Below are 17,321 nucleotides of genomic sequence, written 5' to 3'. Positions count from 1 at the left end.
CTCACATGGCGCCACGCACCACATCACGCGACCTGACCGCCCACACCCTGGCCTTCCACTGCACCGAGCAGATACTGGACGGCATGCACGCCCACGTGTGGGAGTTCAGCGACGACACCCAGGAAGCGTGGAGGACACTAGGCGAGACGGTCAAGAAGACCAAAAAGAGCATGAAAGAGGTAGGGAAGGAAGAAGACTACTTCCTCATCCCGTACTCGATCGTCACAACCGTCCTCAAGCAGCTCACCGGCGGATACGTCTACCTAGACCGGAAGCTGCGCTACATGGTCACGCTTGAGCCCGTCGACGCCGATGACCTGCAAACGATCTTCACCTACCTGGAGGGGATCTGCCGGGATGTGCCGCTCGCCGACATCCCCTTCGCCGTCAGCTCCGACGTCGCGGCCAAGGTCGTCGCGACCCAACCGCAGCGCCTGCCCCTCAAGGAACATCTCCCCCTCCAGGAGGGCAAAGAGGTCCCCGACCCGCCCGGCTGGGCCTACGAGGCCATTCGCTGGCTCCTGGCCATCAAGCTGGCCACCCAAAACTTCCTGGACTACCCGGTGGAGCCTGTAAAGGACATCCGCAGGCACAAGGACGGCAGCCCCAAGCTCAACGACAAGGGCGAGACCCAGGAATACACCAAGAGCTGGAAGACCGGGGACACCCCTGCCGCGGTGCGCTACCGGCCGACGAGCACTGGTGAACTCATCGCCTGGAACAACCCGATCGGTCCCGCCTTCGCCGGCCACGGCCACCCCATCAAGCCCGACACCATCGCCAACATCGGCGATCACTGGCCGGCCGACCCCACGCCGCAGGACGTCGAGTACGCCCTCTCCTACCTGTCGACCAAGATGGTCACCTACCCCGCGTTCACCAACCCGGTCTTCCTCTTCGACGCCCACATGCGGCGCATCAACAACGCCCTGATCTACTCCAAGACCGTCATGGTCGACCAGACCGACAACAAACCGGTCCTCACGGTCCCCCTGGACGGTCGCGGCCTGCGTCGCACCAACCGGCACGCCATGGAGATCCTGGCCGCCTTGGAAGCCGACCGCTCGGCCCTCCGTGCCATCGAAGAACGCGCCGACAGTGAGAAGAAGACCTTGGAAGACGCCAAGGCCAGGGGAAGGAAGGCATCCTTCACCCTGCCCGCGCCCGGCCGGGTACGGCCGATCCTCCCGAAGAAGCGGAGCTTCGCCGTCGGCGACGGCGCCGGCCCACACCACCTGCGCATGCTCCTCGACCACGTGAAGTCCGTGTTCAACGGCGTCGCGGAGCAGGTCATACTGAAGTCGGACGGCAACATCTTCTCCGAGCGCACCTTCGAGCAGCTCGACGAGGCGGCCAAGGAAGCCAAGAAGGCGAAGAAGGAAGAGCACCAGGGGACGATGCCGTTTGTCGACATCTTCGGCCTCCCTTCGCCCGAGAGCGTCCGCGCATCGCTGACGGCGGCCGGCTACAAGGGCGTGCGCTTCGTGTGCCTGTGGTACCGGCAGCAGACCCGGATCCGGATGCTCAACGGCCTGGCCCACATGTACGGCCTGAACCCCCACACCCTCGACCCCAAGCCGAAGAAGCCCATCGCCCTCGGCGAAGGCATCGACGTCGTGTTCCACAAGGCCGACGCCTTCCTCCAGCACGGAACCGACATCAACCGCATCCGCGAGCTGGAGAAGATCAGAAACGAGGTCGCCCAGGAAGGCTGGCTGCTCGCAGCCTGGTGCGAGACCCAAATGCCCGAAGCCGAGAACGACGGTAACACCACCAAGAAGGCCACGGAGATCACCAGGGAGCTGGCCACCGGGGACGCGAAGTTCCAGACCCGGCGGGCGCTGTCCGCTACCGGCTCCCCCTCGCAGTACCTGGTCGGCGCCAAACGCGCCTACAAGAAGAAAGACCAGCGAACGGAAGGCGAACTCCCCTACGAGATCAAACCCATCAGCGCCCCAGGCACACCATGGAAGGACCACCCGGTCTTCATGGGCCTCCTCGACCTCCACCGCTCCATCGGGGTCGTCGACCACCGCTTCGAGGAAGCCCTCTACGATCCCGACGATCCTTACCGGATCCCGCGCATGGCCTTCTGCGGCATCCACATCCGCAAACAACAGGCCGACCGGCGTTTCCGCGGACAGCCCAAGCGCATCATCACCGCCTCCTGCCTGATCCCCTCACGCACACCCGGCGGGACGTGGCGCCACATCGCCTGGACCAACCTGGACCCCGAAGGCCGATGGAGGGACTACAACGAGGCTCAGAGCCTCTTCCACTCCCTCAACTACCCCCTCCACAAGGAAGACGGCGCTGACGACACCGCGCGCTGGGCCCAAGCAGGCAGGGATGTCCGAGACGCCCTCCAGAAACTACCCAACAAACTCATGGGCCTGCCCTATACCCTGATGGTCGACGGGCACGCCTGCCGCCGAGCGTGGCCGGGCCTGCACAACAACAAGCAAGGAACCTCGGCCAACACGCAGGATGACCGCCTCTGGCTCCCCACCCAGGGCCTGGGAACCCACCCGGCCAGCATCATCCGCATGAACTGCTTCCAGGCGGAGATGCCGCGCCTCGCCTACGTCACCAGGACGAAGAAAAACGGCGAACAGGAAATGATCAAGACCTCCAGCGACCTGTACCACCCGCAGGGCAAACCTGAAGGACACCCGTGGTTCCTGTTCACCGAACCCAGGAACTACGGAAAGAAGCGGTACGGCCAGCACAAGACCCGCTGGCGCGCCGAACTCGCCAAGACGGGCGCCAACGGCGACTACGAAGAAAACGAAATGAACTCCCCTTGGTACACCATGACCACGCGGGAGATCACCCCCATGTACACCCAGGGCGGCTACGACCGGGAAGCCCTCGCCGTCGCTGCAGCCCGCCTCAGTCACCAGGCCCTCACCTGGTGCGACCGCACTCGCTACCCAGCACCCCTCCACGCCGCACTCCAAATGGACCTCGACCACCCCCAGTACCGCAGGTCTGCTCCTCAAGACGATCCCGAGCAGCAGCACATCATCGCGGAAGCAAGCGGCGGGAAAGCCGGCGCCATCCAGGAAATGCTCCCACTGGAGTTCCCCAGCTAGAAGAACGACAGAAGGCACTGATCGACCCGTATCCTGCATTCCAGGAACGGGCCGATCACGAATTCCGTGATCGCCCACAGCGAGGAACCGACGGACCGGCTCCCCGCCTCCGACGAGGAAGCGAAGGAAGCCGGCTGAGTGCAGATCGGCGACAACGAGGCCGCCCGTTGGTACTCCGCCCAGGGCCGATGAGGACCCCGTGGGTCATCACCGGGGACCAGCAGGCCATCGCCAGTTGGTACCCCTCCCAGGGGCGATGAGGACCTCGGCGCGATGCTGCTGAGCCCGGCCGCGATCACGTTGGTACCCCTCTGAGGGACGATGAGGACACGATGGCCTCCCCTGTTGATCTGGACTTCTTCATGTTGGTACCCCTCCGAGGGGCGATGAGGACGCCAGGTCTGGGCCGGGAGGCCGTCGTCGGCGATGTGTTGGTACCCCTCTGAGGGGCGATGCGGACCCTTCGACCAGATCTGCTGAATAGCCGGCGTGAGCATGTTGGTACCCCTCCGCGGGGCGATGAGGACGCCCCGGGCCTGGCGGCCCGGGTCCCGGTCGGTATGTTGGTACCCCTCCCAGGGGCGATGAGGACGCGCACCGTCTACCTCGTGGAAGGCGAGAAGGACGCGTTGGTACCCCCAGGGGCGATGAGGACGCGAGCTTGCCCCGCTCAGGAAGTCGCCGACCCTGCAGTTGGTACCCCTCCCAGGGGCGATGAGGACTGTGTGGGTGCGACCGGAGACCTACCGGTGGCAGGCGTTGGTACCCCTTCCAGGGGCAATGAGGACGAGGCGACCGGCATGTGGTCGCTGGCGGTGATGGCGTTGGAACCCGTGCCAGGCGCGATAGGAACGGGCGTTGGGGGCATCGACTCGCTGTTGGTGGCCAGGTTGAAACTCCTCCCAGGCGCGATGAGGACGATCGTCTCGCGATGGTCGGGCAGTACCTCCGCGCGTTGGTACCCCTACGAGGGGCGATGAGGACCGACCGCGCCGTGGGCCACACCTGGGAGGTCATCAGGTTGGCACCCCTCCGAGGGGCGATGAGGACTCGGCCCCGACCAGGAGCACGCCGTCCATGACCAGGTTGGTACCCCTCCGACGGGCGATGAGGACTGGTGCACATCCGCCGCAACGACTACCGCTCCCGCCGGTTGGTACCCCTGCGAGGGGCGATGAGGACGGCCGAGGCCGCCGGACGCGTCCTGGCGTACCTCCCGTTGGTACCCCTTCGAGAGGCGATCAGGACTGCGAGCAACCGGCACCGCCAACACCGTCACCATCCAGTTGGTGCCCCTCCGAGGGGCGATGAGGACACGCAACCAGTAGTTGACCACCAACCCTGCTGAGTTGTTGGTACCCCTCTGAGGGGCGATGAGGACGTGGAGGAGCGCGGCATCAGCGCCGGCCGGTTCCGTGTTGGTACCCCTCCGAGGGGCGATGAGCGCAAGGCAAGGCGCGTACGTTTTGACCCCTAAGCGGAGTCGATGAGGTTTATTTGGTTCTCAAGCGCCGGGCCCTCGTGGGGTGTCGAGTATATCGGCATGGTCAGTGTCCGATTTTGCCGAGGCCATTTTCTTCGTCGTAGTCGGCGTTGATCAGGCCAACTTTCAGTCGTTCGTCCCATTGAGCGGTGATGTTGCCCGCTACGGGGATGAGGAGGTCTTCGGCGAGGAGCCGGCCTGGGCGGCGGCCGTTGTCGGTGGCGAGTCGTTCGGCGTATTCGTCGCGGTCTGTGGCGAGGATGACTTCCTGGCCGTCGAACATCGCGTCGAAGTCTTTCCGGAGCTTGGATCGGTCTTTGAAGGGTTCTGTCCAGGTCAGGAAGGCTTCGGTGAACTTCTCTTTGGCCTGTTCGAGTTCGGCTCGCCAGGTCTTGCCCCATGTGCCTGTGGGTTCGTAGATCTCGTTGAGCCATGACGTGATCACTGCTTCGTCGATCACGTTGCCGTCGTGGCGTTGGAGGATGTCCCAGGCCAGTGATACGGGGGCTTTGGGGTAGACGCCGTCGGCGAAGAGTCCGGGTTCGCTCTTGCGAGGCATGTATTGGGGGGCGTGGACGATGGTGTCGGCCGGCGGTCGGGTTCCGGAGCGGTTGACGCGGCCGAAGCGTTGGCAGAGGGCGTCCATGGGGGCGCAGGCGGTGTGGATGGTGTCGAAGTCGACGTCTAGGGAGACTTCGACGGTCTGTGTGGCGACGAGGAGTCCGCCGACGCGGGTGGTCTGACCGTTCTTGTAGCGGTCGCGGATGCGGTTTTCGATGTCGGCGCGGTGGTCGCGGCGGTAGCGGGAGTGGAGCATGATCGCGGCGTCGCGGTGGCCGTGGATGCGGCGAGCCGTGGGGGCCAGACGCTGATAGAGGGCTCGGGCGGTGGGACGGTTGTTGGCGACGACGAGCAGGGCTTCGCCGGCTTGGAGTCGGGCTTCCATCTCGGCGATGGCAGTGTCGGACCGCAGGGTATGGGGGCGCACTGAGAGTCGGTGGCGTTTGGGGAATGCGGTGCCTTCGGGCGGCTGGACCAGGTGGGCGGGCTGGTTGAGGGTTTGGCAGATGGCGTTCTGGAGGGCGTCTGGAAGGGTGGCGGAGACGATGCCGAACCGGCCGCCGAGGTGTTCCCAGAAGGCCATCATCGCCAGGATCATGCCGAGGCGCTTGGGGTCGTAGGCGTGGAGCTCGTCGAGGATGAAGAGGCTGTTGGCGGTGTCGGCGAGGACGGCGGAGTGGGCGGGGCCGGCGAGGGTTCCGCGCAGTGGTTGGTAGGGGGTGCCGACGCGGATCAGCTCGCGGAAGAGGCGGGTGGCGTTCTCCTGGGAGAGGGACTTGCGGGCGGCGGCGACGGCTTCGGCGTCGGTGGTGCACTCGTCGGCGAGGGCGCGGGCGAGGTAGTAGGAGGCGGCGCGTGAGTGGGAGACGCCGATCTGGCCTTCTGCGGGGAGATCTTCTTCAAGGCGTCGGACCATGGCGTTGATGGCGGCGAGGTACGGCAGCAGGTAGAAAATTCGCGGGGTTCCCTGGCCGGCCTCGGTCATCTCGGTGAGGTTGCGCAGCGCCCAGAGGAGTACGGCCTCGGTCTTTCCGCTGCCTGTCCAGGCTCGGATGATGACGTGGCCACTGATGCTGGCAGCTTGGAGCTGGTGAGGTCGTAGCTGGTGGCCCTTGGCGGCGAGCCGGGTTTCGAGGCGCTGCCGGTATACGGGGGTGAGGGGATGGCGGGTGTGGAGGGGGGTGTGGGCAGAGGCCATCCGGTCGGCCATGGTGACGGCGCCTTGGAGCATGACGGAGGCCAGGCCGTCGGCTTCTTCCTCGGGTTCGAGTTCCCATTCCCACCGGTCGAGGAGTTCCCCGAAGAGGGCGTGGGCATCTTCGAGCAGGGTGTTGGGGGTGAGGGTGGGGGTGGGGCCGGGCGGTATGAGTCCGGCTTGGACGGCGGTGGTGTGCATCCAGGCTGTGAGGTCCTGCAGTGCGTCTGCGTCGATGGGGCCGAACCTGGCGGTGAAGTCTTCGATGCTGTCGTGGCCGTATAGGGGCAGGAGGGACGGGCGCCGGCTGCCGTCGCCGGTGATGCATCGGTGGTGGGTGGCAACGCCGGCAGCGATCCAGAGGACCTCTTCCTTCGGCAGGGCCGCGAGGACGGTGGGGAGGAAGCCGAGGGAGAGGACTTCGTGCCGTTCTCCCCACACCTTGGCGGGGTGGCTGGTGTTCCCGATCTGGATTTGGAAGCCATGTGCGGCTTTACCGGGGTCGTGCAGCAGGCCGGCGAGCTGGACCCAGACCTGGAACCTTTCGGGGAGCACGGGGACGCGGCCGATGCGGGTGGTGACGGTGGCACCGCGGCGCATGGTGGTCAGGGAGTGGTCTTTGAGCGTTTCACCGTGCCTTTGGCGGCCGCGGGCGCTCTTGGCGCGGAGGGGGTGGGCGTCGTCCATCGGGGTCCTTACGCAGCGGCGAGGGCGGTGCTGGGGTGGGTTGACGGGAGGAGAATGACGGCTTGGCCGTCGGGGGTGACGTAGTCGGCTGTGATCTGGGCTGGGGAGCCATTGAGGGAGTAGCGGTAGGTGCCCCAGGCCGTACGGGCGCGATCGATGGTGATAGCGGTGGGGAGCTGCATCTGTTCGCCGTTGTCGCGGATTGTGGGGTCCGGGGTGGTGGCGTGGGGGATGAGGGCGTGCCCCTGTGTGCCGGTGCCTTGGGGAGTGAGGCGGATGCGGCGGGTGCGGGCGGTGGCGAGGTCCTGGGAGCGCCCGAGCCGCATGGGCCACACCGGGGTGCGGATGGCTCGCTCCCACATGTCGAGATCCTGGAGGAGCCAGGCGGTGAGGGTGATGTGGGTGAGGAAGTGCCGGTCTTTGATGGTGGCGTTCCTGCTCGCGGCCTTTGCGGCGGCCGGGTGGTAGGTCTCCAGGTCGACGCCGGAGCCTTCGGCGGTGAAGGTCATGGCGAAACGGGTGTTCTCCGGGACGGAGTCCCAGTCGCCCATGGTGGCGGCGAGCATCCCGCCGACCGTGCTGGGAGGAGGGCACGGCAGGCCGACTTGAATTCCCTGATAGAGCGGGTTGCGGAAGCTGGCGATGGGCGCGGTGACCGTTACTTCGATGGCTTCGATACTGCTCATCAGCTGATTCCTTGCGGGTTGGGTGGCTGTCGTCGAGAATCCGCACCCGACGCCCGACGTGTAGACGTCGGGCGTTGAGTGCGAATCCTCGCGCGCGGCACGTGGAGCTGCGGCTGTTGGGGCCTTACATGTGGCTGCGGTTTGCTAGTCCTGGAACCAGTTGTCGTGCTGGCCGGTCTCGAACTCGTCGGCGAGCTGGGAAAGGACCACGCGGGGATGGTCGATGATCAGCCGCTGGTCCTTGATGAGGTCGGACAGCTCCTCGCGTGCGATCTCGCGTTGGCCACCCAGGAACGAAGGGGCCCACCCCAGGCGGACGGATCCTTCGATGACATCGGACCAGGCATCTACCTCCTCACGCAGCGTTGCGGAGTTGAAGCGGATCTCGTTGTCGACCACGTTGAGGATGCGAGTGAAGGGTTGATTGCCGCCCTGGACAGGAGCCAGAAGGATCAGGGCCGGGGTCCGGTCACCGAAGTGGGCCGCGCTGCTCGCGCCGCCGTGCATGGCGGCGATGGTGCGCAGGAGAACAGCGGTGCGACGACGGCGCTCCTCAATGGGGAGGAGAATGCCGGCGATGCCGCGACGCGTAGCTTCGGTCGCTCCGGCCTGGAGGGCTTCCTGTACGGCTTCGTCCGACAGGGCTGCCTTGCGGACCGTGCCCTGCTGCTCGAAGAAGCCGATGCGCTGCATGTCGAGGCGAAGGTCGCCCTGGAGGGCGGCGGTGTAGAACTCGTGCTCGTGCAGGATCGGATTGGCGCCGGTCGGCAGCCCCCGGCTCATGGTGCCGAAGTCGCGGGTGGGGCGCTCGGGGGCGACGGAGACGAAGGTGCCAGTGTTCAGGACGGTGTCGCGCATGAACGTGGCGGCCTTGGTGGCGGCCATGTAGCCGAAGAAGTCGTCGTCCATGTACTTGTCCGGACGGCCGGAGGTGTACGCCTGCTGCTTGGCGTCCTTGCCGTTGACGAGGACCGGGGAGGGGGTCTCGGTGTCGGGAAGGGAGTCACGGAGCATGCGGCGCCACCACTGGGCGGAGCCGTAGGGGTAGGTCTTGCCGCCGGTGCGGTGCTGCTTGACGGGGGTGACGTTGCCCTGGTCGGCGGTGCCACGGCCGTTGTTGGGGGCGCCGGCCTGGATGTCGAGGACGGCCTTACCGGTGAGGTACATGCGGATTCCTTACGCTAATCGTTGAACGGGCATGGAATGGTGGGGTGTTAGTCCTGGTCGTCGATGCCGAGGGTTTTGAAGTCCTCGTCAGAGGTGCCTTCTTCGACGGCGGCGACCTTGGCTCCGCGGGTGGCGAGTTCCTCGAAGGTGGCGACGAACAACAGCTCGCGCGCTGACCAGGAGGCGTTGCCGGAGTCGAACAGGACACGCCACTGGCGTAGGGAGATGAAGGGGTCGTTCTTGGCGTCGGCGGGGCGCTTGCGGGACCATTCCGCGATTTCCGCCTTGAGCCATGCCTTGAGGTCGTTGGGGCGGCGGGTGGCGACGGTGAACTTCTTCAGACGCTTGTCGTCGTCCGCGACGACGTCGGCGACGCGGCGGGCGACGGCGACGACGTGGGTCACGTCGGATTCGAGCACGTTCAGGACCTCCGTGAGGTAGGAGCGGATCAGGGGAGCGAGGTGGGGCACAGCGGCTGGCATCCCTTGCCCCTTGGGCAGGGCGATGATCTGGTCGCGGATCCAGCTGATGGCTCGGGACGGGATCTGCTCGGGCTGATGGAAGGCGCGCCAGGCGAGCATGCGCAGGCCGGAGACCTTTGCGGTGGCTTGAGCCTGGGCGAGGTAACGGAACCCAGCACGCCGGTCGCTGCGGCGAATGGTGGAGCGGAGCCACTCGGCGAGAGGCTGCTCCATGACCTCAGATTGGAACTTCTGGTCCTGGTTGTTGTTGGAGAACTGCAGGGTCTGGACGCCGTCGGTGACGCGGTGGTCCCACCAGCGCAGGGCCTTGAGGGCCGCGAACTCGATCGCGAAGGTTCCCCCGCCGCCTTTGAGGTCACCGCGGGTGATCATGCCTCGGAGGTTGTCGCGGACCTCGCTTCGGGTGATGCGAGCCATGAACCTCTCGTCCCAGGTGTGGATGCCGTTGAGGAGTCCACCGCCGGCAGTGCAGGCATAGGGCAGGGCGTGGAAGCTGGTTACGCACGGGAAGCACAAAGGGGTGCCCTCGTGGTCGGGCGCGGTGGTGTTGCGATGCTCGATGGAGGCACCGAGGGGAATGTCCCCCTTGCCGTACCAGGCAGCGGCAGGCCGCCCGCAAAGGGAGCAGGGGACGCCGGGCCATTTCTCGGCCGGCGGGCAGGTGCGCCAAGCGCCAATGCCCTCAGGTGTGCGCTTGCTCTTGTAATGGAGGGCGCAGTTGGGCCACAGGACGTAGGAGACGCCAAGGAGGTACCAGCCGGGCTGGCCCTTGGCGATGGTGCTGGTGGCAATGAGATCGTCGATCATGCGCCTGACGACCGAACGGAACTGGTCGCCACTGACGGCCTCGGGATCGGAGACCCCGGCGAGAGTGGCGATCGCGTAGGCACCCGTGCGCTGAAGAGGATGCGCAGTGAGCTCCAGCGCGTCTTGCGCAAAAGCCGTGGTGGTCATAAGGCCATCCCTCGTCGTTCCGATGCCTGGCGGCGGCTTGAGCAGGTCACGCGATCACCCATCCGAATCCCGCGCTCGTGGCACCACCGATGCCGGCGGACCACAGGGCTTGAAGAGCGACCGGAGTGCCGGACACGTCGACCTCAATCGGCGCGCCGGTCTTCTTGCCGCGCTTGATGGTTGTGGGGCTGTCGGAGCCGTGGCCGACGACGGAGAATGAGCGCTTCGGGCCGATCCAGGTGATGCCTTGGAGCTGGACGCCGTCGTGGCCGAAGGTTTCGCAGCGGCGGCGAAGACTATGGGCCAGCGCGACATCGAAACCCGGCTCTCCCGGAAGGAGCCAGCCGCCACGGATCAGCTCTCCAGTAGGGGTTCGGGCCGCCTCGGCCTTGATGGTGATCGGGTTGATAGTGCGCAGCTTCGTGCGGCCAGATGCGAAGGCGGGCGGCGTGATCCGGGTGACCTTCTCGACGTTCAGCGCGACGCCGCCCCAGTCCATGATGGGGATCATCTGCAGGTCGCGTTCCAGAGCATCGATGAGCTCGGGCAGAGGGCTGCCGAACTCCAAGATGCCGGTCCCGCCGGCAACGTAAGTGCCATGGACGCGCTGCGGCTTGGGGAATTCCGGAGCGCTGTGGCCGAAGGGCGCCATCTTGTGCGGGCCCCACCCCTGGGCGTGGATCACGGCACCGAGCTGGGGCGCCTGCCGCCGGAGTGCGGCGTAGACAATCCCGCGGCCGGGCGCGATGACGTCGTCCCACGGGATCTCGCGGGCCCTCGTGGCGACGTAGACACGGAGTCGCATGCTTCCCCTCCTTTCTGCTGGTCAGCGGGCACACGTGTGCCCGCGCAGGCTGGCGATGCCGGTACGTTTCTTACCTAAATGGTGCGGTTCGAGGCAGTATGTCTATCACACTGAAATGCCTTACGTGCGGCCTGAGTTGAAGGTCTACCAGCGGCCACTGACAACCGATCAAAATCGATCGTCGAGCGCCAAAAGAGATCCATAATGGGCGCGCTGGGGTGCTGTCGGTGGAGTGGGATAGCGTCTACGGAAGTCGCGTCGGGCAAACGTCCGGGAGCGTATGACGACTTGAAAACCTCACACCATTCATCGCCCCGTACAGGGGCAGCAACACTGGCAGGGCGGCTCCTCGTCGCCCTGGGAGGGGTACCACGCGCGGGCGTGCTGGCCGAGTGTGTCGGCGTAGTCCAGGCCGCATCGCTCCAGCGAGGGGTACCAACCACCAGACCTCGACGCGGCGGCTCTGCGAGGCGCCCAGACTTCATCGCTTTCGGAGGGGTACCAACATGCTGACGCGCGGCCCGTTGCTCTCGGTCAGGGGTCGTCCTCATCGCCCCTGGTAGGGGTCCACAACGTGTGGGCCCGGAACCCGGTGCCCGGTTGGGGATTGTCCTCATCGACCCTCAGAGGGGTACCAACTACGACAAGCTGCTGCAGACTGGTCATACGCACGGTCGTGCTCATCGCTCCTGGGTGAGGTGCCAACATGCCCTCCGCCCACGCGGCCGCGACCGCTTGACGCGTCCTCATCGCCCCTCGGCGGGGTAACAACGTGCTGACGGGCATGGACCGATCGGGCCGACCTTGTCCTTATCGCCCCAATACGGGGTGTCAACACGGCTGGGCTGACCGTGCGGGATGACCGTCCCCCAGGTCCTCATCGCCTATGGGAGGGGTACCAACTGCGCGTCGTGGTCGCCCGCGCCGAGCATTGCACCGCGTCCTCAACGCCCCTTGGAGGGGTACCAACATCAGCACGTAGTCGAGATGGTCGTCGGCGCCCTTGTCCTCATCGCCCCTGGGAGGGGTACGAACGTGCGGCCGAGGGCGGCGTGAGCGGCCTCCCGCGCGCGTGCTCATCACTCCTCGGAGGGGTACCAACAGGGTGAGGGTGGCTACGAATGCCTCTGCCGGGCCGCGTCTTCATCGCCCCTGGGAGGGGTACCAACGGGCCGGCGTTGTAGGCGGCCACTGTCAGGCCCAACGGGCCCTCTTCGACCCTGGGAGGGGTACCAACGTGTTCGACGAGCTCGTCACCGAGATGGAAGAGCGGGGTCTGTCCTCATCGACCCTGGGAGGGGTACCAACAAGCGGGGGTCGGCGATGTGCCGCAGGTGCTCCTCAAGCCCTCTTCGACCCTGGGAGGGGTACCAACGTGTTCGACGAGCTCGTCACCGAGATGGAAGAGCGGGGTCTGTCCTCATCGACCCTGGGAGGGGTACCAACGCGCTCGGACTCGGGCTAGGCATGCTGTTCCCTCCCCGTCCTCATCGACCCTGGGAGGGGTACCAACAAGCGGGGGTCGGCGATGTGCCGCAGGTGCTCCTCAAGCCCTCTTCGACCCTGGGAGGGGTACCAACGTGTTCGACGAGCTCGTCACCGAGATGGAAGAGCGGGGTCTGTCCTCATCGACCCTGGGAGGGGTACCAACAAGCGGGGGTCGGCGATGTGCCGCAGGTGCTCCTCAAGCCCTCATCGACCCTGGGAGGGGTACCAACACGGCCCTGCATCGAGGATGAGCACGGCGACGACGGATCCTCATCGCCCCTGTGCGGGGTACCAACTCGCGCGCGTCCACGACGCCGGGCAGCTGGGCAACCGTCCCCATCGCCCCTGGGAGGGACCAGCTTCGGTGGCATGCGCTCGAACAGGACAGCATCCAGGGTCTTCATCGCCCCTCGGAGGGGTATCAACTGCCAGATCGTCAGCATGACGATCCTCATGCCGCGGGCCCTCATCGTCCCTTGGAGGGGTGACAACGCGATGAGGCAGAGGTTGAGGTTGTGGGACAGCGGGTCCTGACCGCCCCGCAGAGGGGGGTACTAACTGTGACCTCCCACCGCTCATGCGGCACGACGATGGTCCTCATCGCCCTTGGAGGGATACCAACTCCTGCGGCAGCTCCAGACCCCGCAGAGTGATCACCGGTCTTCATCGCCCCTGTGCGGGGTACCAACTAGGCGGGCGGGGCGCAGGTGGCATAGATGGTGGCGTCCCTCATCGGCCCTCGCTGGGGTACCAACGAGTTAACGCGCGTGCCGTCCGGGTACCGGGCGCAGACCCTCATCGCCCCTCAGAGGGGTACCAACGTTGCCGTCGGGCGTGCGGCGCGGATCACCGCGGCAGGCCCTTATCGACGCTGCCAGGGGTACCAACGGTGTTGTTCGGCGGCGGTCATCGTGTGGCCCCCTTGTCCTCGCCGCCCCGGCGAGGGACACCAACTCCCTACTCAGAGCTGGGCGGTGAGCGGTCGCCGGGTCCTCATCGCCCCTCTGGGGGTACCAACGACGAGATGCCAGAGGCGACGGACGGGCCTGGATCGTCCTCATCGCCCTCGGAGGGGTACCAACAGTCCGGTGCCGGTGATGGTGACGACCGTGCCACCGGGTCCTCATCGCCCCTCTGGGGGTACCAACGACGAGATGCCAGAGGCGACGGACGGGCCTGGATCGTCCTCATCGCCCTCGGAGGGGTACCAACAGTCCGGTGCCGGTGATGGTGACGACCGTGCCACCGGGCCCTCATCGCCCCTGGGAGGGGTACCAACGAAGGCGGTGCGAAAGTCGCTCTCGGCGACTCGTATGCCCTCATCGCCCCTCGGAGGGGTACCAACATCCACCCACCAATGCTGTCCGATACCAGGCCGACGGGTCCTCATCGCCCCTCGGAGGGGTACCAACTGCAGGGTGTAGCTGCCCGGTGCCAGGCCGTCGACCGTCCTCATCGCCCCTCGGAGGGGTACCAACCGTAATGCTCCACGACAGACGCACGATCGTCTTCTCGCGCCCTCATCTCCCCTCGGAGGGGTACCAACACGGCATCGACCTCCTCGACCGTGAGTGGCTCCGCCCTTCCTCATCTCCCCTCGGAGGGGTACCAACCGGCAGCGGCAGGTGTGCTGCGCGGCCGTGTGCGACGTGTCCTCATCTCCCCTCGGAGGGATACCAACCGGGCGTAGACCGTGACCTCGTGGCCGGTGTCGTCGGTCCTCATCTCTCCTTGGAGGGGTACCAACCCTACGAATACGGCCGCTACCCCGAGACCGCCGCCGCGTCCTCATCGCCCCTCGGAGGGGTACCAACGGGAAATCCGCGAGTACTACCCGGATGGATCCGGCGGGTCCTCATCGCCCCTCGGAGGGGTACCAACTGGACGTGGTAGTGGGCGGCGAGGTCGGACCTGGAAGTCCTCATCGCCCCTCGGAGGGGTACCAACGACAGCAGTCGGCCGGACCAGGTGACACGGCTGACCGTGTCCTCATCTCCCCTCGGGGTACCAACATGGTGTCGAAGTCGGCCTCGGGGCGCCGTCGGCGGTCCTCATCTCCCCTCGGAGGGGTACCAACACGGTGCCGCCGGTCGTTGCCGCGGTCGTCATCCATCGTCCTCATCTCCCGTCGGAGGGGTACCAACACGAACGTGGCAAGCGCGGCGTAGAGGGCCTTGGCGAGTCCTCATCTCCCCTCGGAGGGGTACCAACACGGTGCCGCCGGTCGTTGCCGCGGTCGTCATCCATCGTCCTCATCTCCCGTCGGAGGGGTACCAACACGAACGTGGCAAGCGCGGCGTAGAGGGCCTTGGCGAGTCCTCATCTCCCCTCGGAGGGGTACCAACAGGTACTCGTACACCGCCCGTACGACATGGTCGCCGGGTCCTCATCTCCCCTCGGAGAAGTACCAACTTGGTGGTCACGGTTCCTGCGCCCGCAGCCGCACCGTCCCTCATCTCCCCTCGGAGGGGTACCAACCCGAGACGCGGGCCTGGGTCGCCGACGCACAGCGGGAGCCCTCATCTCTCCTCGGAGGGGTACCAACATGCCGAGGCCGGCCACCACTCCCGCGACCGTCACGCCCTCATCTCCCCTCGGAGGGCTACCAACCAGTGCCAGCAGCTCGGCGACATCTTCTCCCCGCTCGGCCCTCATCTCCCCTCGGAGGGGTACCAACAGGACAGCGAGGAGGAGCGGCCACAGGCGGGTGGCGAGTCCTCATCTCCCCTCGGAGGGGTACCAACTGAGCAGTGAGCCCACCTGGGAGTACGGCGCCGCCGCGTCCTCATCTCCCCTCGGAGGGGTACCAACTACAGCGGCACCTCCATCCACGTCCGCGAGCGCCCCAGGTCCTCATCTCCCCTCGGGGGGGACCAACGGGCTAGCCGCACTCACGTCGCTGGCTCCCGCGACGAGTCCTCATCTCCCCTCGGAGGGGTACCAACTCGACGACCAGGACGTCGACGCCACGCAGCCCGCTGGTCCTCATCTCCCCTCGGAGGAGTACCAACAGGCCGTGCCCGCGCTCGACGCGAGCGATGACGCGGTCCTCATCGCCCCTCGGAGGGGTACCAACGTGACGTCCAGGACGTCACCGCTGGGGGCGTCGGCAGGTCCTCATCTCCCCTCGGAGGGGCACCAACTTGACCGGTTGGCTTACTGGCTGGCCGATTGACGGACGTCCTCATCTCTCCTCGGAGGGGTACCAACACCAGCTCCGCGCCCGGCTGGCTGGCCGACCGCCGCTGTCCTCATCGCCCCTCGGAGGGGTACCAACACCGAGAACGAAAAGTCATTGAAGCGCTTGCTGCCGAGTCCTCATCGCCCCCTCGGAGGGGTACCAACCGCACCACAGGCAGCTCCTGCGGTTCGGCTTCACGGGTCCTCATCTCCCCTCGGAGGGGTACCAACGCGTACAGGACCTGCTTGGGCGCCCTCGGGGCCTGGGGTCCTCATCTCCCCTCGGAGGGGTACCAACATGTCGGCGGGCGGGGTGAGGTTGACGGTGATGTGGGTCCTCATCTCCTCTCGGAGGGGTACCAACAGGTCGAGACGACGGTGGAGACGCGACAGGTGTCGGCCGTCCTCATCTCCCTTCGGAGGGGTACCAACGGAGTGGGCTCCCAGATGTTCTGGGTCGGGGGCATCGGTCCTCATCTCGCCTCGGAGGGGTACCAACGTGGTGTGCACCCCGATGGCGTTGGCGAGGGCCCGGTCCTCATCTCCCCTCGGAGGGGTACCAACGTCGAGACCGTGCCGGGCTTCCACCAGCTGGCGTTGTCCTCATCTCCCCTCGGAGGGGTACCAACCGCAGGGATACGGCAGCCCGCAGGCGTTCAAGGTCGTCCTCATCGCCCCTCGGAGGGGTACCAACATGCCGGTGAGACGCCCTGGCAAGCAGCCGTTCGGGTCCTCATCGCCCCTCGGAGGGGTACCAACCCGTAGGGCACGGAGACCGCGATGGAGCCCGTCCACGGTCCTCATCGCCCCTCGGAGGGGTACCAACGACGAGATGCCAGAGGCGACGGACGGGCCTGGATCGTCCTCATCGCCCTCGGAGGGGTACCAACAGTCCGGTGCCGGTGATGGTGACGACCGTGCCGCCGGGCCCTCATCGACCCTGGGAGGGGTACCAACACCGAGAACGAGAAGTTATTGAACCGCTTGCCGCCGAGTCCTCATCGCCCCTCGGAGGGGTACCAACTGCAGGGTGTAGCTGCCCGGTGCCAGGCCGTCGACCGTCCTCATCGCCCCTCGGAGGGGTACCAACAACACTGACATTGCGACAGTGCGGACCGTCCCCGCTCGCCCTCATCTCCCCTCGGAGGGGTACCAACTCGCGGGGGTGAGCGGTGACCGCCCGTCCCGTTGACTGGTCCTCATCTCCCCTCGGAGGGGTACCAACCAGTCCCGCGGCGGGCGCGTGACCTTGGCAGCCGGGTCCTCATCGCCCCTTGGAGGGGTACCAACATCACGTCGGCCATGGCGTGGATGCGGATCGCCAGCGTCCTCATCTCCCTCGGAGGGGTACCAACACCACCAATGCGGATGCCGTCGAGCTCATCAAGGCCGGTCCTCATCTCCCCTCGGAGGGGTACCAACGCGTTGACGCTGTCGATATCGAGCGCTGCTACCGACCGTCCTCATCGCCCCTCGGAGGGGTACCAACCCGCCATGTACTGGCACGCCTGCACCAGATCCGCCGGGTCCTCATCGCC

At 66.3% G+C, this 17,321-nt stretch carries 6 protein-coding genes and 1 CRISPR repeat array; of the genes, 1 reads left to right on the top strand and 5 read right to left on the bottom strand.

Annotated elements, in window-relative coordinates; genetic code table 11:
* Positions 1–5: 5 nt before the first annotated feature.
* Positions 6–3,095 carry an RNaseH domain-containing protein gene (locus ACO1BR_RS34605; protein WP_426799069.1) on the top strand — a complete coding sequence of 1,030 codons (3,090 nt, stop codon included), beginning with the start codon at positions 6–8 and terminating at the stop codon, positions 3,093–3,095.
* Between the two features lie 1,547 nt (positions 3,096–4,642).
* Here ACO1BR_RS34605 and cas3 read toward each other — a convergent pair.
* From cas3 to ACO1BR_RS34580, 5 genes are all read right to left on the bottom strand, one after another.
* Positions 4,643–7,021, bottom strand: a complete 2,379-nt coding sequence (gene cas3 / locus ACO1BR_RS34600) for a CRISPR-associated helicase Cas3' (RefSeq protein WP_426799068.1) — start codon at positions 7,019–7,021, stop codon at positions 4,643–4,645.
* 8 nt (positions 7,022–7,029) lie between these two features.
* Entirely contained in the window at positions 7,030–7,707 is a 678-nt protein-coding gene (gene cas5, locus ACO1BR_RS34595; RefSeq protein WP_426799067.1) for a CRISPR-associated protein Cas5, read from the bottom strand.
* Between the two features lie 144 nt (positions 7,708–7,851).
* Positions 7,852–8,874 (bottom strand): type I-B CRISPR-associated protein Cas7/Cst2/DevR, encoded by a 1,023-nt coding sequence (gene cas7i / locus ACO1BR_RS34590; protein ID WP_426799066.1) that lies wholly within the window; start codon positions 8,872–8,874, stop codon positions 7,852–7,854.
* Between the two features lie 47 nt (positions 8,875–8,921).
* Positions 8,922–10,310 (bottom strand): hypothetical protein, encoded by a 1,389-nt coding sequence (locus ACO1BR_RS34585; protein WP_426799065.1) that lies wholly within the window; start codon positions 10,308–10,310, stop codon positions 8,922–8,924.
* A gap of 46 nt (positions 10,311–10,356) precedes the next feature.
* Positions 10,357–10,995: a CRISPR-associated endoribonuclease Cas6 gene (locus ACO1BR_RS34580; protein ID WP_426799064.1), complete on the bottom strand. Its 639-nt coding sequence runs from the start codon at positions 10,993–10,995 to the stop codon at positions 10,357–10,359.
* Positions 10,996–17,174: 6,179 nt separating this feature from the next.
* Positions 17,175–17,272: direct repeats of the CRISPR family, unit length 30 nt; unit sequence GTCCTCATCGCCCCTCGGAGGGGTACCAAC.
* Between the last annotated feature and the right edge of the window lie 49 nt (positions 17,273–17,321).

It is taken from the genome of Streptomyces sp. YGL11-2, assembly GCF_050054615.1.
GTDB lineage: Bacteria > Actinomycetota > Actinomycetes > Streptomycetales > Streptomycetaceae > Streptomyces.
This window is presented reverse-complemented; position numbering and strand designations above follow the sequence as displayed.

What these genes read in the sequence shown, in the direction of transcription:
- ACO1BR_RS34605 (WP_426799069.1), top strand. Translation starts at nt 6, where the DNA reads ATGGCGCCACGCACCACATCACGCGACCTGACCGCCCACACCCTGGCC.
- cas3 (WP_426799068.1), bottom strand. Translation starts at nt 7,021, where the DNA reads ATGGACGACGCCCACCCCCTCCGCGCCAAGAGCGCCCGCGGCCGCCAA.
- cas5 (WP_426799067.1), bottom strand. Translation starts at nt 7,707, where the DNA reads ATGAGCAGTATCGAAGCCATCGAAGTAACGGTCACCGCGCCCATCGCC.
- cas7i (WP_426799066.1), bottom strand. Translation starts at nt 8,874, where the DNA reads ATGTACCTCACCGGTAAGGCCGTCCTCGACATCCAGGCCGGCGCCCCC.
- ACO1BR_RS34585 (WP_426799065.1), bottom strand. Translation starts at nt 10,310, where the DNA reads ATGACCACCACGGCTTTTGCGCAAGACGCGCTGGAGCTCACTGCGCAT.